At 58.5% G+C, this 14,550-nt stretch carries 15 protein-coding genes; 7 read left to right on the top strand and 8 right to left on the bottom strand.

The features are described from left to right. Positions 1–585 precede the first annotated feature (585 nt). Complete coding sequence (phaP, locus tag ACYVIS_RS08410; RefSeq protein ID WP_460873748.1) at positions 586–1,164, bottom strand: TIGR01841 family phasin; 579 nt, start codon at positions 1,162–1,164, stop codon at positions 586–588. Between the two features lie 431 nt (positions 1,165–1,595). Here phaP and ACYVIS_RS08405 point away from each other — a divergent pair, with 431 nt between their 5' ends. Together ACYVIS_RS08405 and ACYVIS_RS08400 are read left to right on the top strand one after the other, a co-directional pair. Continuing rightward, a complete protein-coding gene (locus ACYVIS_RS08405; protein ID WP_232740857.1) occupies positions 1,596–2,576 on the top strand; it encodes a tripartite tricarboxylate transporter substrate-binding protein in 981 nt (326 codons plus the stop codon). Positions 2,577–2,801: 225 nt separating this feature from the next. Beyond that, positions 2,802–3,608: an IclR family transcriptional regulator gene (locus ACYVIS_RS08400; RefSeq protein WP_232740858.1), complete on the top strand. Its 807-nt coding sequence runs from the start codon at positions 2,802–2,804 to the stop codon at positions 3,606–3,608. Positions 3,609–3,626: 18 nt separating this feature from the next. On the opposite strand, the gene ACYVIS_RS08395 is transcribed toward ACYVIS_RS08400, so the two are convergent. Together ACYVIS_RS08395 and ACYVIS_RS08390 are read right to left on the bottom strand one after the other, a co-directional pair. Next, the gene (locus ACYVIS_RS08395; RefSeq protein WP_232740859.1) at positions 3,627–4,433 is read right to left on the bottom strand and encodes a competence/damage-inducible protein A; all 807 of its coding nucleotides are present in this window, start codon (positions 4,431–4,433) and stop codon (positions 3,627–3,629) included. Positions 4,434–4,459: 26 nt separating this feature from the next. Then, entirely contained in the window at positions 4,460–5,257 is a 798-nt protein-coding gene (locus tag ACYVIS_RS08390) for an EI24 domain-containing protein (RefSeq protein WP_232740860.1), read from the bottom strand. A gap of 61 nt (positions 5,258–5,318) precedes the next feature. On the opposite strand from ACYVIS_RS08390, the gene ACYVIS_RS08385 reads away from it, so the two are divergent. Next, a complete protein-coding gene (locus tag ACYVIS_RS08385; RefSeq protein WP_232740861.1) occupies positions 5,319–5,711 on the top strand; it encodes a thioredoxin family protein in 393 nt (130 codons plus the stop codon). Here the strand turns inward: ACYVIS_RS08385 and ACYVIS_RS08380 are convergent. The 3 genes from ACYVIS_RS08380 to ACYVIS_RS08370 all read right to left on the bottom strand — a co-directional run bounded on the left by ACYVIS_RS08380 (position 5,688) and on the right by ACYVIS_RS08370 (position 8,318). Continuing rightward, positions 5,688–7,091, bottom strand: coding sequence for a DEAD/DEAH box helicase (locus tag ACYVIS_RS08380; RefSeq protein WP_232740862.1), 1,404 nt, complete (start codon positions 7,089–7,091; stop codon positions 5,688–5,690). The genes ACYVIS_RS08385 and ACYVIS_RS08380 overlap by 24 nt on opposite strands. A gap of 151 nt (positions 7,092–7,242) precedes the next feature. Beyond that, positions 7,243–7,578, bottom strand: a complete 336-nt coding sequence (locus tag ACYVIS_RS08375; protein ID WP_232740863.1) for an AzlD domain-containing protein — start codon at positions 7,576–7,578, stop codon at positions 7,243–7,245. Continuing rightward, positions 7,575–8,318, bottom strand: a complete 744-nt coding sequence (locus ACYVIS_RS08370; protein WP_370635841.1) for an AzlC family ABC transporter permease — start codon at positions 8,316–8,318, stop codon at positions 7,575–7,577. Before ACYVIS_RS08370 ends, ACYVIS_RS08375 begins: the two co-directional genes overlap by 4 nt. Positions 8,319–8,487: 169 nt before the next feature. On the opposite strand from ACYVIS_RS08370, the gene ACYVIS_RS08365 reads away from it, so the two are divergent. The 4 genes from ACYVIS_RS08365 to ACYVIS_RS08350 are packed head-to-tail and all read left to right on the top strand — an operon-like array spanning position 8,488 to position 11,237. Continuing rightward, positions 8,488–9,408, top strand: coding sequence for a branched-chain amino acid transaminase (locus ACYVIS_RS08365; protein ID WP_232740864.1), 921 nt, complete (start codon positions 8,488–8,490; stop codon positions 9,406–9,408). 43 nt (positions 9,409–9,451) lie between these two features. Then, entirely contained in the window at positions 9,452–9,664 is a 213-nt protein-coding gene (locus ACYVIS_RS08360) for a zinc-finger domain-containing protein (protein WP_232740865.1), read from the top strand. 49 nt (positions 9,665–9,713) lie between these two features. Further along, a complete protein-coding gene (locus ACYVIS_RS08355) occupies positions 9,714–10,136 on the top strand; it encodes a YybH family protein (RefSeq protein WP_232740866.1) in 423 nt (140 codons plus the stop codon). Positions 10,137–10,145: 9 nt separating this feature from the next. Then, positions 10,146–11,237 (top strand): YheT family hydrolase, encoded by a 1,092-nt coding sequence (locus ACYVIS_RS08350; protein ID WP_232740867.1) that lies wholly within the window; start codon positions 10,146–10,148, stop codon positions 11,235–11,237. 878 nt (positions 11,238–12,115) lie between these two features. On the opposite strand, the gene ACYVIS_RS08345 is transcribed toward ACYVIS_RS08350, so the two are convergent. Together ACYVIS_RS08345 and ACYVIS_RS08340 are read right to left on the bottom strand one after the other, a co-directional pair. Continuing rightward, the gene (locus ACYVIS_RS08345) at positions 12,116–13,621 is read right to left on the bottom strand and encodes a M48 family metalloprotease (RefSeq protein WP_460873747.1); all 1,506 of its coding nucleotides are present in this window, start codon (positions 13,619–13,621) and stop codon (positions 12,116–12,118) included. Between the two features lie 52 nt (positions 13,622–13,673). Continuing rightward, positions 13,674–14,546, bottom strand: coding sequence for a cytochrome c oxidase assembly protein (locus tag ACYVIS_RS08340; RefSeq protein WP_460873749.1), 873 nt, complete (start codon positions 14,544–14,546; stop codon positions 13,674–13,676). Between the last annotated feature and the right edge of the window lie 4 nt (positions 14,547–14,550).

Below are 14,550 nucleotides of genomic sequence, written 5' to 3'. Positions count from 1 at the left end.
CCGGCGCTGGACTACCGCCGGACTGCACAGCACCGCCCACCCTGCGGCTTGCGTTGAGGAAATGCATAGAAAAAGACATTGGGGGCATGCGCCGAGAGAAACGTTGGGGTCATGCATCGAGGTATACATTGATGCCGGCAAGTTCATTCCAGGCAAGCCCTAACGTGAGCCGTCTATTGGGGCTTGGGGTCAGGACCGGCGTAAGGCGTGCGCCGGATGCTACCGTAGGGAAGGCGGGGGCTTTCGGCGGGCCATGTTTGAGCGTAGCCGCGCCAGCGGCGTAGCGAGTTTGGCCCGACGCCCGCCTGGACGAGGTAGATCCGGATCAAGCACGCCGTGCCGGTCCTGACCCCAAGCCCCGATAGACGGCGTCTTTATATACCAATACCCCATCCATCGAAGAGTCCCGTAAACAACTCAACCCAAAAATGCTCTAGCGCCTTTGTGACGACCACGGCGACGGACCATAAAAAAAACCCCAGAGGGAAAACCCTCTGGGGCCCAATACTCAAAATCTACGGTATTGAGTGTATCGCAACAAACCGAGGCGGCGTTTCGCGCCGTCTCGACAAGCAATGCGGCCTATCAGGCAGCGCTGCGGCGTGCGCGCGGAGCTGCTTTGGCAGCGTCGGCGGCATCCGAAGCTGCCTTGAAGGTAGCGTTGGTTGCGGCAGCGATATTCGATTCAGCAGCTTCGGCAGCTTGTTTGGCTGCCTTGCTGACCGATTCGTAAGCACTGGTAGCGGTAGCCAGCGAAGACTTCAGCAAGGCCACTGCGCTTTCCGAACCCGTAGGCGCATTTTTCGAGAATTGCTCGATCGCTTCCGAAACTTGCAGTTGACCTTGAGCGATTTGCTCTTCAGTCAGCTTGGACAAATCGGTTTGCACGCCGGAAACGATGTCGTAAATGTGTTTGCTGTAAGCCAGGGCTTTTTCAGCGCCGGGTTGAACCAGGCTCGAAGTGAAGGCAAGCGCTTCTTGAGCATCTTTGACTTCGATGACTTGTTGCGATTTCTGCGCAACTTCTTCCAGAGTGGCTTTCAATACTTTCAGGTTCAGGTCTACAAGCTTTTCGAAACCGCCGAAAAACGTGCCTTGAACGGCAAGAAATTTATCCAGCGAAGCTTTTTGGCTGGCCAGAACTTGTTGGGGGATTGCGCTCATGATATTTCCTTCATAAAGGACCAGACTTCTGCCGGCCGTAATAAATTGAACAGGGTTCAAACTTAAGTGTTCAGAAGAAGGCTAAGCAAATCACCTAACATGTGTGAAAACCTTCTATGTTGCACTGCACAATTGAAATTCTACATGAATAAAATTGGCTGTCAAGATTTTTTTGCTGCAACGCAACAAAACACCGGAATAATCAAAATCCCGCCGCGGATCGCCCATTGGATTAAGGCTTATACGGGAAAACCTGAGCGACAGGACTTCAATTTTCCCCTAGAATTCTGTCAGCTTGATGACAGCTTCCTTAAAGCTAGTTGACAGTTTCAGCGCACCAAGCCGAACGATTCGTTCTCAAACACAGTCGCCGTTTTCTGCAACAAGCCACTGTTTCTCTATTTCAACTCGTTCAATATCCCGGAGTACGAATGAAGCGTTACACCAAAACGATTACCGCCCTGCTGCTTGCCGGCTCCTTGTTCGGAACAGCTTCCGCATCGGCTGCCGAATACCCCGACCATGTCATCAATATGGTCGTTCCATTCTCGGCCGGCGGCCCTACCGACAACGTAGCCCGCTCCCTGGCGGAGGCCATGCGCCCCAGCCTTGGACAAACCGTGGTCGTCGAGAACAAAGGCGGCGCGGGCGGCACGATCGGCACCAGCCAGGTCGCACGAGCGCGTCCCGATGGCTACAACATACTGCTTATGCACATCGGCTTTTCAACCGCTCCCTCCCTCTACAAAAACCCGGGCTACAGCGCCAGCGACAGCTTCGAGCCCATAGGGCTGGTGGTCGACGTACCCATGACCATCATCGCGCGTGCCGATTTCCCGGCCAGCAACATGAAAGAGCTCGTGGCTTACGTCAAGGCCAACAAAGACAAGGTTTCACTGGCCAACGCAGGCATAGGAGCCGCCAGCCACTTGTGCGGCACGATGCTCACCAAGGCGCTGGGCGTCGATCTGCTCACCATCCCCTATAAGGGCACCGCCCCGGCCATGAACGATCTGCTGGGCAAACAGGTCGATTTGCTGTGCGATCAAACCACCAACACCACGCAGCAGATCACAGCCGGCAAGGTCAAGGCCTACGCCGTCACCAGCAAGCAGCGCGTCGCCACATTGCCAAATATCCCTACCATGCAGGAATCCGGCTATCCCGGCTTCGAGGTCGGCATCTGGCACGGTATGTGGGCACCCAAAGGCACGCCCAAAGCGGTGACCGACAAACTTGTGGCCGCGCTGCAAGCCGGCCTGGCCAACGCCGATTTCCAAAAACGCATGGCAAGCCTGGGTGCCACCGTCCTGACCGCCGAAGCCAATCCCGAAGCGCTCAACAAAAAAGTGGCTCAACAAGTGCCACAGTGGGCCGAGCTCTTCAAACAGGCTGGCCTCCAGCCCCAATAACCGGGTCCACGATCAACCCCGGATGCCCACAACGGGCGGGCCTAGTGCCCGCCCTTTTGACGTGACGGGCATGGGTGAGCACAGGCCCACCCATGCTACGGGAAATACAGCTGCCAGGGGTAGCCCCTGGCCTTACAACGAATTTTTGCCGCTGCGAAAAAAAGCTTGCATACCGACAGGGTTTTTTCATATTATGGGATTGTTGCGCCGCATCAACCTAAAATCATGCCTAGATCCCCTGCCTTTACTGCTGCTGCCCTCACTTCCACGACCAACGGGTCGCCTGTCACCATTCAGGTGCTGGAACGCGCCATGCTTTTGCTTGATGTTCTGGCCAAGCAAGCCGAGCCGGTGGCCTTGAAAGATATTGCGGCAACCACCGGCCTGCACACGTCCACCACCCATCGTATTTTGAATGATCTGGTCGTGGGCCGGTATGTCGAACGCGTCGACAGCGGGCTTTACCAATTGGGAATGCGTCTGCTGGAACTCGGCTCCCTGGTCAAGGGGCGCTTGAATGTGCGCGAGGTGGCGCTGGAACCCATGCGCGAATTGCACAAGATCACGGGCCAGACGGTCAATTTGTCGTTGCAGCAAGGGGATGAGATTGTTTATATCGAGCGCGCCTGGAGCGAGCGCTCGGGAATGCAGGTGGTGCGGGCCATAGGCGGACGTGCGCCCTTGCATTTAACGTCTACAGGCAAACTGTTTTTATCGGTCAGCGACCCGCGCCAAGTCAAGTCTTACGCCATGCGCACCGGCCTGGCCGGCACGACGCGCAACAGCATTACCCAGCTTGATCAGCTCGAACGCGACCTTGCCCTGGTGCGACGCCATGGCTATTCGCGCGACAACGAAGAGCTGGAAATGGGTGTGCGCTGTATTGCTGCCGGGGTGCATGACGACACAGGAAAGCTGCAGGCCGGCCTGTCGATTTCAGCCCCCGCCGAACGCATGCGCGACGAATGGATTACCCTGCTGTTGCGCACCGCAGCCCAGATATCCGAAGCCCTGGGTTACGAAAAACCCTGACAATTCCCGGATTTTTCATTATTTTTCAGGCGGGGTCAGGGATCCCCCTACCCGCACTGCCTCGGCACGCAGATAAGCCAGGGCTTCGGCCGCGGCAACCGGCTCGCCCTTGACGCCGAGATCGATATGCGGATGGCCGGTTTCACCCATGCTTGGCAAGCTGAAAGCCTTGACCCCCGGCCATTTTTGCTCCAGGGCTTCCAGGGCCGGGGTGATCCGGGATTCCGGCAGCTTGAACACCAGGAAGGAATGCTCGACGCGCGTGACCCGGTGGTGCCAATCGCGATAGCGGGTATCGAGCGTCCATTCCATCATGGGCCAGGCCATGACCGGAAAACCAGGCATGAACGTGTGATTGCGTATAAAAAATCCTGGAATCTTGTTATAGGGGTTGGGCACGATTTCCGCACCTGCGGGGAATACTCCCATTTGCAGTCGCTGCTGGTTCTCGGGCAGAGACATGTCGGCGCTGCCCGAACCACGGCGCGCATTATCGGCACACCGCTCGGCAATCAGGCGCTCCGCCTCGGGATGCAGGGCCAATTCGACCCCGAGAGCCTCGGCAGCCGCCTGGCGGGTCTGGTCATCGGGCGTTGCACCTATGCCCCCGCAACTGAACACGATGTCGCTGCTGGCAAAACTGCGTTTCAATGTTTCCACGATGGCCGCGCGCTCATCGGATACGAATTCAGCCCCGCTCAATTGCATGCCGCGCTGCGAGAGCAATTCGACCATCTTGGCAAAATGCTTGTCTTCGCGCCGCCCGGAGAGGATTTCATCTCCAACGATGATTAACCGCACACGGGGTGCAATAACTGTATTCATGCTTATCCTGCCTTGATGAAAAAAGATTATGCGTCGATGATGGATTCCCCGCGCAACTGCCGCAGCGCCTCCAGGCTGTAATGGGCAAATACCAGCGCGGAAAACACCGGCAGTACTATCCAGGCGGGTGGAAACAGGTTTATCAGCGACAGGCACAAGCCTATCAGCCAATACTCCCGGTTATGGCGGCGCCACAAGATCCTGCGTTCCTGGCCGCTGGCGTGATCGATAAGCGAATCGACTCTCAGCATGCGGCTGAAGGCAAACGCCCACCACAAGACGGGCAGCACCAGAGCCAGGGGTGGAATCAGCCATAAAGGCATGGTCAGCAGCCACCCCGCGGCAAACAGCAGGCCTACCCAGACGGCATTCCAGACGCTTACGGCGGCGGAAAACTGCCCCTGCCGCTTGAGCCCCTGGTAGTCGCGTTTCTCGAGGTGCCTCAATACGATGGGCATGACGAAAATCGCGGCAATGACCAGGCCGAGAATACCCGATATCGGCAGCAATATGCCCACGGCCAGCATGGGGATCAGATACAGCTTGATTGAAAAAAGCCCGATGGCCAGCATCCATTGATCGATATGGTTCAACACGCCCCAATCGGAGAGCTCGGCATTGAGCCAATGAGTAAGAGGCGTCCAGAACACCCAAAGCAATATAATGGCTCCCAGTATCGCGATCAGCAGCGGCATGAGTATGGCCACCAGCATTTTGGGATGGCACTGCGAAACCAGCGCTCGCTTGAACGCCAGGGCAACGCCGGCAAACCCCTTGGTCGAAGCAGGCGGATCGGCACGAGTCACAACAAGGGAATCATTCATCAGGGAAGTTTCGAAGTCGGCATCATGGCTATCATAATCAAACCCGAGGCAATTTTCTTCCATGCCCGTATTTAATCCGTTACACAATCTGTCGGCTCTGCGCACGCAGCTCGAGCATCATCAGAATCTGGTGATTGTCTGTTACTGCGCCCAATGGTGCGATACCTGCAAAAAGTACCAGGACGACTTCGAACGGCTCGCCGACCAATACCCGCAACACGCGTTCGTCTGGATCGACATCGAAGACAACCCCGAACTGCTCGGCGACGAAGACGTGGAAAACTTCCCCACTCTTCTAATTCAGGACAGGCAGAAAAATCTTTTTTTCGGTACTTTGCTGCCTTATATCAGCCATCTGGAGCGCCTGATAGGCCAGTTCGAAAATGCCGATGCAGATCGGGCCGTGCAAGGCCCGCCTCTGCTGCGTTCCCTACTGGCGGCGTCCACCCAGTAGCACACCTACCGATTTCTTTGCGGCGGCTGCCTTGGGCGAGGCAGCGCCGACTTCCGCTACGGAGGAAGAAGCCGAAGGCACATAGGGCCTGGAAAAGAAATCGTCCAGCGGTTTTGCCGATGACGAGCCGGAAGAATAATTGCCGCGGCGGCCGCCCTGATGATCGCGGCTCGATGAATGGTCGCGGGCCGGACTGCTGGAACGCGCCGCGGGCGGCAGAACCAGTTGGCCGCGCGGAATTTTTGTTTTGATGAGTTTTTCGATATCGAGCAGGAACCGCTCTTCGGCAGGCGAGAAAAAAGCGATGGCTTCGCCCGAGGCTCCGGCACGGCCGGTACGGCCGATGCGATGCACGTAGTCTTCCGCGTTATACGGCAAGTCGTAATTGATCACGCAAGGTATGCCGGCCACATCCAGGCCACGGGCCGCCACGTCGGTCGCAACCAGTACTTCGAGTTCGCCGGCCTTGAAGGCTTCAAGGGCTTTCATGCGATCGGCCTGGCTTTTATCGCCGTGTATCGATTCGGCCTTTACGCCGTCGCGCTCCAATTGCCGCGCCAACCGGCTGGTGGTGATCTTGGTATTGGAAAATACAATGACCTGGCTCAGACCGCGCGATTTGATCAGATGCACCACCGCCGCACGCTTGTCGTCGCCCGACAGAGGATAGGCGATTTGCGTTACCGTGTCGGCCGTCGCATTCCGGGCCGCCACTTCGATCTCGGCCGGGTTGTTGAGGAAAGTGCGGGCCAGCTTGCGGATTTCATTGCTGAACGTGGCCGAAAACAGCAAGCCCTGGCGCTGGGCGGGCAGCAGGCGGATGATGCGATCGAGGTCGGGCAGAAAACCCATGTCGAGCATGCGGTCGGCCTCATCGAGCACCAGGATGCCGACTTGCCCAAGATTGACGTTCTTTTGCTCGACGTGATCGAGCAGGCGTCCTGGCGTGGCGATCAGGATCTCGCAGCCGCGCCGCAAGGCGTCGCGCTGCGGCCCGATATCGACGCCGCCAAACACCACTGCCGAGCGCAATGGCGTAGAGCTGCCATAGCGGGCAACGCTCTCGGAAACCTGATCGGCCAATTCGCGGGTCGGCGTCAGGATAAGCGCTCGAACCGGATGGCGCGCCGGCGAGGCGCTGCTGCTGGCATACGGCATCAGGCGGTGCAGTATGGGCAGGGTAAATGCGGCGGTCTTCCCGGTACCGGTTTGCGCCGCCCCCATCACATCGCGTCCATCCATCACTATGGGTATGGCTTGAGCTTGTATCGGCGTGGGGATGGTGTAGCCGGTATCGGCGACAGCCTTCAGGATGTTCGGATGCAGACCAAAGTCGGAAAACGTGGTGGCAGGTGTATCAGATAGAGTAAATTCAGTCATTGAGAGTGGGTTGACGCTGGACGCGAGAAAACCCCGCGCCAGCTTTTATAACCCGTGCATTTTAGCGCAGCATGGGTCAAGTACGATAGGAAGGACCCGGTCAGGGCATGAAGTGTCGCTAAAAATCCACGAAATACCAAGGGCTTACAAGCTAAAACAAGGCATTCAGGAGCCAGAAGGCCAGCATTCCGGCCACAATCACCATCACAGTACTGCGCGTACGCAAGAACACCAGTACCGCAATCACGGCGGCAAAAACCTTGACGCCAAGCTCAGGCGGCGCGCCCGGCGTCCAGGGCAGGAGCTCGGGAATGACGATGGCGATCAAGGCGGCGGTCGGCGCGTAGCGCAAGGCCCGGCGTACTTTGTCGGTCAGCGGCAGATAATCGCCAAACAGGAAATAGCCCGAACGAGTCAGAAAGCTGCACACCGTCAGCAAGACAATCGCGCCAAAAACATACCAGTCCCAACCCGGATTACCCGTCATCGCGGCCGCCTTTTCTTGCTGAAACGTTCAACGGCGACCCCGGCCAGCACGCCGGCCGCCACAGCGGCGACCAGGCCAAGACGCAAGGGCAAGGGCTGCCCCAGCCATGCCACCAGGCCCGCCACGCACACGGAAATCACCATCGGCCTGGTATTGACCAGGGGAATGATAATAGCCATGAGTGCCAGGATGGCCGCAAAATCCAGCGACCATGAAGCCGGTACAAGCGCTCCCAGGTAGATGCCAATCAACGAGCAAAGCTGCCATGAAATCCAGCCCGGAACAATCACTCCCAGAAAATACCAAAGCTGATCCTGTGTGCCTTTTTCCCTGGCTTCGGCATAGCGGCTCATGAACAGCACAAAAACGATATCTCCGGAAAGATAGCCCAGGGCCAGGCGCTTCTGCCAGGAATAGCGCCGGAAATAAGGATGCATGGCCGCACCGAAGATGACAAAACGGATGTTCACGACAAACCCGGCCGCGAAAACCAGCCACAAGGGCGCCCCCGATACGATCAGGGGCAAAGCGGTCAACTGGGCCGAGCCCGCGTAGACCAGCACGGTCATGAGTGTGGCCATGGTTTCGGTCAGGCCGGACTTGACCAGCGCAATACCCGTGACGAAAGCCCACATGCTGGTCGCAACCAGTGTCGGCAGCACTTCGTAGAATCCGGTATAAAAACTCTGCCTGGCGTGGGCGCTGGACCATGACGCAGACGATTTGGACGGAGCCGACAACAAAACACCTCAAGACTGAATGGGCAACAGCCGCGTTAAGCCCGGGCCAGGCCCCGCAGTGGAGATCCGCCGCCCCCTGCCCGGGGAAAAACTGGCCCATTTTGCCAATGGAGGCTTATTGTAAGGCCCTCCGCTTGCTACAATGAAGCCTCATTTCTCGGAGAGCATTATGTCGATGTCTGATCGTGACGGTTTTATCTGGTATGACGGCAAGCTGGTACCGTGGCGCGACGCTACCACCCATGTCCTGACCCACTCCCTGCACTACGGTCTGGCCGTCTTCGAGGGTGTGCGTGCCTACAACACCGACATCGGCACCGCGATTTTCAAGCTCAAGGAACACACCAAGCGCCTGTTCAACTCGGCCCACATCTATCAGATGGCCATGCCCTACGACCAGGACACCATCAATGCGGCAATATGCGAAGCGGTGCGCAGCAACCAGCTCGAATCGTGCTACATACGCCCGCTGGTCTTTTACGGCTCTGAAAAAATGGGCGTGTCGCCCAAAGGCGCCCAGGTGCACGTGGCCATTGCCGCCTGGCCTTGGGGTGCTTACCTGGGCGACGAAGCGCTCAAGCAGGGCATACGCGTAAAAATTTCCTCTTATGCGCGTCAGCACGTCAACGTCACGATGCCGCGCGCCAAAGTGGCCAGCACTTACGCCAACTCCATTATCGCCAACGCCGAGGCGCTCGATCACGGCTACGACGAAGCCATCCTGCTCGATACCGACGGCTTTGTCGCCGAAGGTTCCGGCGAAAACATTTTCATCGTGAAAGACGGTGTATTGTGCGAGCCCGAAATTGCCTCGGCGCTGACTGGCATCACCCGCGCGACCATTCACTCGCTGGCGGCCGACCTGGGCATACCATTGCTTACCAAGCGCCTCACACGCGACGACCTCTACATCGCCGACGAAGCTTTTTTTACCGGCACGGCGGCCGAAGTCACGCCCATACGCGAAGTCGACCGGCGCGTCATCGGCGCGGGCAGCCGCGGGCCTGTTACCGAGAAACTGCAAAAGGCATTTTTCGATGTGGTCAATGGCCGCAACCCCAAGTATCTTAGTTGGCTTACCAAGGTATAGCCGCCGCCTCCGGCCGGCCATCGCTCTATTTTCAGGAAACCTTATGACCAGCGCAGCAAAACCGTCATCCACCGAGCAACCCACCATTTTTGTCGAAGCCAAGGACCTGCCCGTCTATTGTCCGGGGCCGCATGCCCCGTTATGGAGCATGCATCCGCGGGTTTACATCGAAGTCGTGAAAACCGGCAAAGCCCTATGCCCTTATTGCGGGGCCGCCTATCAGTTGAAAGACGGCGAGCACGTGCACGGGCATTGAATTACCGGCAACACTCCGGCCCTCGCGCCTCAACCATTCCTCCGACATCATGTTTGCCACCCCAGAAGAAGCCGAGCACGCTTTCTACGACTCTCTCCATCAGGCGGATACGATCCGCCTGATGGAGGTGTGGTCCGACGACGAAGAAGTCGTCTGCGTGCATCCCGGCGGCATACGTGTAATCGGCAGCGACTCCGTACGAAACTCCTGGCAGCAGATACTGGCCAATGGCCCACTGCTCATCCAGCCGACACGCCCGATGATCATGACCAGTCTCATGAGTTCGGTCCATGTCCTGATCGAACAGGTCACAATCCACTCCCCCGAAGGCAAGCAAGTGGCCAACTGTTACACCACCAATGTTTATCATAAGGGCCCGTCGGGCTGGCGGATGGTATTGCACCACGCTTCCAACGCACCGGACGATGTGGGTATGTTCGATTTGCAGGACATTCCCGGCACCTTGCATTAAGAGTGGTTCGTGACAGCACAGATAGACTCCTCGCCCTGCCCCAATCCCGTCTGGTTGCCCGGACATCATCTGCAAACCGTTTACGGTGCCGTGGGCGCGCGCTATCACCGCATTTCCTTCACCCGCGATCGCGTCAATACACCCGACGGCGACTTCATCGATTTCGACTGGGTCGGCCCTGGCCTGTTTTCCGACCAAACCGCAGGCGGCAAATCAGTCAAGCCAGACCCGCGGCTGACCAAAACAGCCGCTCGCCGCTGGATGCGGGACGAAGACTGGGCCAGTTTGCCCGTCGCCGGCGGCACTCCGGCCCTGGTGCTGTTCCATGGCCTGGAAGGCAGCAGCAAAAGCCACTATGCCCAAGCCATCGCCCAGCATTTTCGCGCACGCGGATGGATTGTCGTCGTCGCCCATTTTCGCAGTTGCTCGGGCTTCGCCAACCGCATGGCCCGGGCTTATTATTCCGGCGACTCGGCCGACCTGGGATTTATGCTGGACACCGTTCGAACCCGTGTCCCGCATGCAAAATGGCATGCGGTGGGCGTATCCATGGGCGGCAATGCCATGCTCAAGTACATGGGCGAACATCCCGAGCTCACAGAATGGCTTGCGGCAGGCGCCGCCATTTCGGTGCCCCTCGACCTGGTCGCCAGCGGCAATGCCTTGAGCGATACGTTTGCCGGACGGCATCTATACACACCGTACTTTCTGAAAAGCATGAAGGACAAGGTGCACGAAAAAGGCAAACGTTTTCCCGGCACCATCGATGTATTCCGGCTCAGTCAGGCCAGAAACCTGCGCGATTTCGACGATATATACACGGCGCCCATGCATGGCTATAAAAATGCCCTGGACTACTGGTCGCGAGCCTCCAGCAAGCCTTACCTGAAGGCGCTCACAGTACCCACTTTGATTCTGAACGCCCGTAATGACCCGTTCGTTCCGGAACCGTCCCTGCCCGGCTCGGCCGATTGCTCCGACACGGTCTTGCTGCATCAGCCGGCCGAAGGCGGCCATGCCGCGTTCGTCAGCGGATCCTTTCCGGGAAATGTAGGCTGGCTACCCGTGCGCATTGCGCGCTTCTTTGAAACCGGGCTGTAATTCCCTTTCCATATCGAACGTGCACTTTGTCGGCTTCGCTTGCCTTACGCCCGTAATGTCTGTGCTTCGCGCTCACGCTTGATCTAGGGTATTTTTGGTTCGAGTGTTTACGGCATTCGAGTGTTTACGGCATTCTTTGATGGATGGGTATTGGTATTTAAAGACGCCGTCTATCGGGGCTTGGGGTCAGGACCGGCACGGCGTGCTTGATCCGGATCTACCTCGTCCAGGCGGGCGTCGGGCCAAACTCGCTACGCCCCGCGGAGCGGGGCTACGCTCAAACATGGCCCGCCGAAAGCCCCCGCCTTCCCTACGGTAGCATCCGGCGCACGCCTTACGCCGGTCCTGACCCCAAGCCCCGATAGACGGCTCGCGTAATGGCATGCCTGGAATGAGCTTGCCGGCCCAACGTATACCTCGCTGCATTGCCTCAACGCAAGCCGCAGGGTGGGCGGTGCTGTGTAGTCCGGCGGTAGTCCAGCGCCGGGTGCTGACGAAGGGAAGGCGGGGGCCTTCGGCGGGCGCTGTCTGAGCCCGACGCCCGCCTGGACGAGGCAGACCCGGGCAGTCGGGGCGCGTAGCGACACGACTGCTGGACGTGCCGGACTACACCGCACCGCCCACCCTGCGGCGTCTTTATAGAATTAACCGCCGCCCACACACCAATACACAGCCCAAAGCCATCGCCCAAGCCAGTACAGGCAGCCCAAATTCACACCCCAAGCCTAAAAACGGCTCAAAACAAAAGTCACTGAAGCACATTCAGCGCAGTAAACACTTGAACCAAAAATGCGCTGGAAATGGAACAATTCCCCGTCAGGGAAAATACCTGCCACTGATACCGCACCAGCACAGCCGCCCCCCGCAAGAAACCGGCCTCAGGGCTTCTTGAACCTTTGCAACAGCTCGCGTTCAGTTTCCAGGCGTTGTTTGATCGAGCGAATTTGTGCGTCCAGCTCCGACTGAGTATAAAAATCGCTGGACAGACTCCGCGCCTGCTGCAATTGCTCCACGGCGGTCGACAACGCACCCGTTTGCTCGTAATAACTGGCCATTGCGCGCCGCGCCGCCACCTTTTGCCCCAGGCGCTCATGGCTTTGCGCCTCAAGGCGATGCAATTGCGGCAACTCGGGCCACTGCTTTACGCGCTGCGCCAGAAACTGCAACGCCTCTTTGTCGCGATTGTTTTTTTGCATGACATCGACCATGGCCAAAGCTATTCCCTGGTTATCCGGCCAACGCGCCCATGCACTCTGCGCCATCTTCAGCGCAGCATCGCCGTTGCCCCGGCTATTGGCGAGCAGTATCGACAAGCGGGCCAACTCCGGTGAGTTGTCGCCTCCTTGCTGCGCCTTTTGCAGGGCGGCCTCGGCCTGGCTCAACTCATTTTTTTTCCAGGCCGCATAGGCAATCCCGTACCAGGCGGCCGACCGTCGCACCCCGGTTTGCTGTGTCGCGTCGAGATTCAACTGCCGCAAGGCGTCCTGCCGGGCCGATCTATCCAAAGCCTGCATAATGCGCAACTGAGCCCGCAGATACCAGAATGCATCGCTGTCGCGATGGTGAACCTGAGGCAATTCCTCGACCCGATTTTCAATGTCCGACAGGCGTTGTATAGACAGAGGATGCGTGCTGGCATACGCGCCGCCGCCCGCACCTTCATTCAATCGCGACGCTTTCATCAGGCGGGTAAACATTTGCACCATGCCCTTGGGGTCGTAGCCGGCCTTGCGCAGCATTTCGAAACCGGCGCGATCCGCCTCCTGCTCGGCCTGGCGGGAGAATCCAAGTTGACGATCAACCGCGGCGGCCTGGCCAAAAGCGGCCACGCCCACGGCCAGATCGCCGTTTCCTGACAAACCCGCCAACAGGGCCGCCACCAGCGAGGCAATCATGACGCCACTATTTTGCGATTGCTGTGTCATGCCGCGTGCGATATGCCGCTGCACCACATGACCTATTTCATGCGCAATCACCGAAGCCAGTTGGGATTCGTTCTGCGACGAGACGACCAGGCCGCTATTCACACCGATATAGCCGCCCGGTAAGGCAAAAGCGTTGATTTCGGGATCGCGCACCCCAAAAACCGTGATCGGCTGTGCGCCGCCGGGAGCCCCGGCGGCTAATTTGCGCCCCATTTCAGTAAGGTATTGGCTGACCTCGGGGTCGCCAATATAAGTGGGATCGCGCCGCCCCTGCTCCATGATGGCATCGCCCAATGTGCGCTCCAGCCGGGGCGACAGTTCGGCCGATGAAGCGGCCCCCATGCTGGGAATACCCACAGGCTGGCTGCGGGCGGACAGCGGCGCGACCAGCGCTGCGGCCAGGCCCGCCGCGCACAGTTTGAAGGATATGGATCTGGAATGGAGAAAATCAAGATTCATTTGTCTATGATAATCGGCAATGCGGTGCGAGGGGCAGCCCTGCGCGGCGTCTCTACGCCGCGCCGACTGTCGCCTGCCGCGCCTGTTTGGCCAGGGCGCGCTTGTTGGGAAGACGCCCTTTGGACGACAGTCGCATTAGTGTTCCCAAGGCCAACAGCAGGCCCACTATCTCGATAAGGCCGGCGGGAATCCACATGGTCAGGCCGCCAATGGTTTGATCCATGGCCGCCGGTATGCCGGGAATGGCACGCCCGCACAATTCAAAAATGGGATAGAGATCGCGCGATGTAAAAGTAATGACCGCCCCGACCACCATTTGCGGCGCCATCGTGAGAACCGGCGAAAGAATGCGGCCGCCCGGCGACATGGCCGCCGGCGGGCTGGGCCGCCGATCGAGAATCAGGTTCCAGTACAGAAACCCGCTGGCCACCACGGACCAGTTCATCACACGATAAAGGCGCCAGTCGAGCATGGAATAGAACTGCACGGAGGGGATCAGCCACACCACCACCATCAAGACGAACAGCAGGGGAATCAGGAACTTGTGCGTCAGCAGCGCTTCGGCCGAACGGCCAACAGGCGTGCGGCGAAAATCGCGCAGCGCAATCCGCCAGCGCATGGGCAGGCCGGCCCGCATGGCTTGCCCGGGATAGGCACCCATAATGAGCAGCGGCCCCAAATGATGCAATACCAGGTGCTGTAGCCGGTGCACAAAAAACATGCGCTCGGCGTAGTAGTCGATACGGGTATGCAAGGACAGATACAGTAGGATCAGGCCCAGCCAGAAGGAGCCTTGGCGCACCACCGAAACCCGATGCACCCGGGCGCCACGCACGAACAAGCCGCCGCCGATGAAAAACATCAGCAGCAAGGAGGGGGAAAACTCCCAGGGAGTGAGCCAGCCTAGCAAATCCATGAGCAACAGGTTC

Source organism: Paralcaligenes ginsengisoli, assembly GCF_054781135.1.
The sequence above is the reverse complement of the archived record's forward strand: the minus strand, read 5'-3'. Positions and strand labels throughout refer to the sequence as shown.

Coding starts and splice junctions, on each gene's coding strand:
- phaP (WP_460873748.1), bottom strand. CDS start 1,164: ATGAGCGCAATCCCCCAACAAGTTCTGGCCAGCCAAAAAGCTTCGCTG.
- ACYVIS_RS08405 (WP_232740857.1), top strand. CDS start 1,596: ATGAAGCGTTACACCAAAACGATTACCGCCCTGCTGCTTGCCGGCTCC.
- ACYVIS_RS08400 (WP_232740858.1), top strand. CDS start 2,802: ATGCCTAGATCCCCTGCCTTTACTGCTGCTGCCCTCACTTCCACGACC.
- ACYVIS_RS08395 (WP_232740859.1), bottom strand. CDS start 4,433: ATGAATACAGTTATTGCACCCCGTGTGCGGTTAATCATCGTTGGAGAT.
- ACYVIS_RS08390 (WP_232740860.1), bottom strand. CDS start 5,257: ATGAATGATTCCCTTGTTGTGACTCGTGCCGATCCGCCTGCTTCGACC.
- ACYVIS_RS08385 (WP_232740861.1), top strand. CDS start 5,319: ATGCCCGTATTTAATCCGTTACACAATCTGTCGGCTCTGCGCACGCAG.
- ACYVIS_RS08380 (WP_232740862.1), bottom strand. CDS start 7,091: ATGACTGAATTTACTCTATCTGATACACCTGCCACCACGTTTTCCGAC.
- ACYVIS_RS08375 (WP_232740863.1), bottom strand. CDS start 7,578: ATGACGGGTAATCCGGGTTGGGACTGGTATGTTTTTGGCGCGATTGTC.
- ACYVIS_RS08365 (WP_232740864.1), top strand. CDS start 8,488: ATGTCGATGTCTGATCGTGACGGTTTTATCTGGTATGACGGCAAGCTG.
- ACYVIS_RS08360 (WP_232740865.1), top strand. CDS start 9,452: ATGACCAGCGCAGCAAAACCGTCATCCACCGAGCAACCCACCATTTTT.
- ACYVIS_RS08355 (WP_232740866.1), top strand. CDS start 9,714: ATGTTTGCCACCCCAGAAGAAGCCGAGCACGCTTTCTACGACTCTCTC.
- ACYVIS_RS08345 (WP_460873747.1), bottom strand. CDS start 13,621: ATGAATCTTGATTTTCTCCATTCCAGATCCATATCCTTCAAACTGTGC.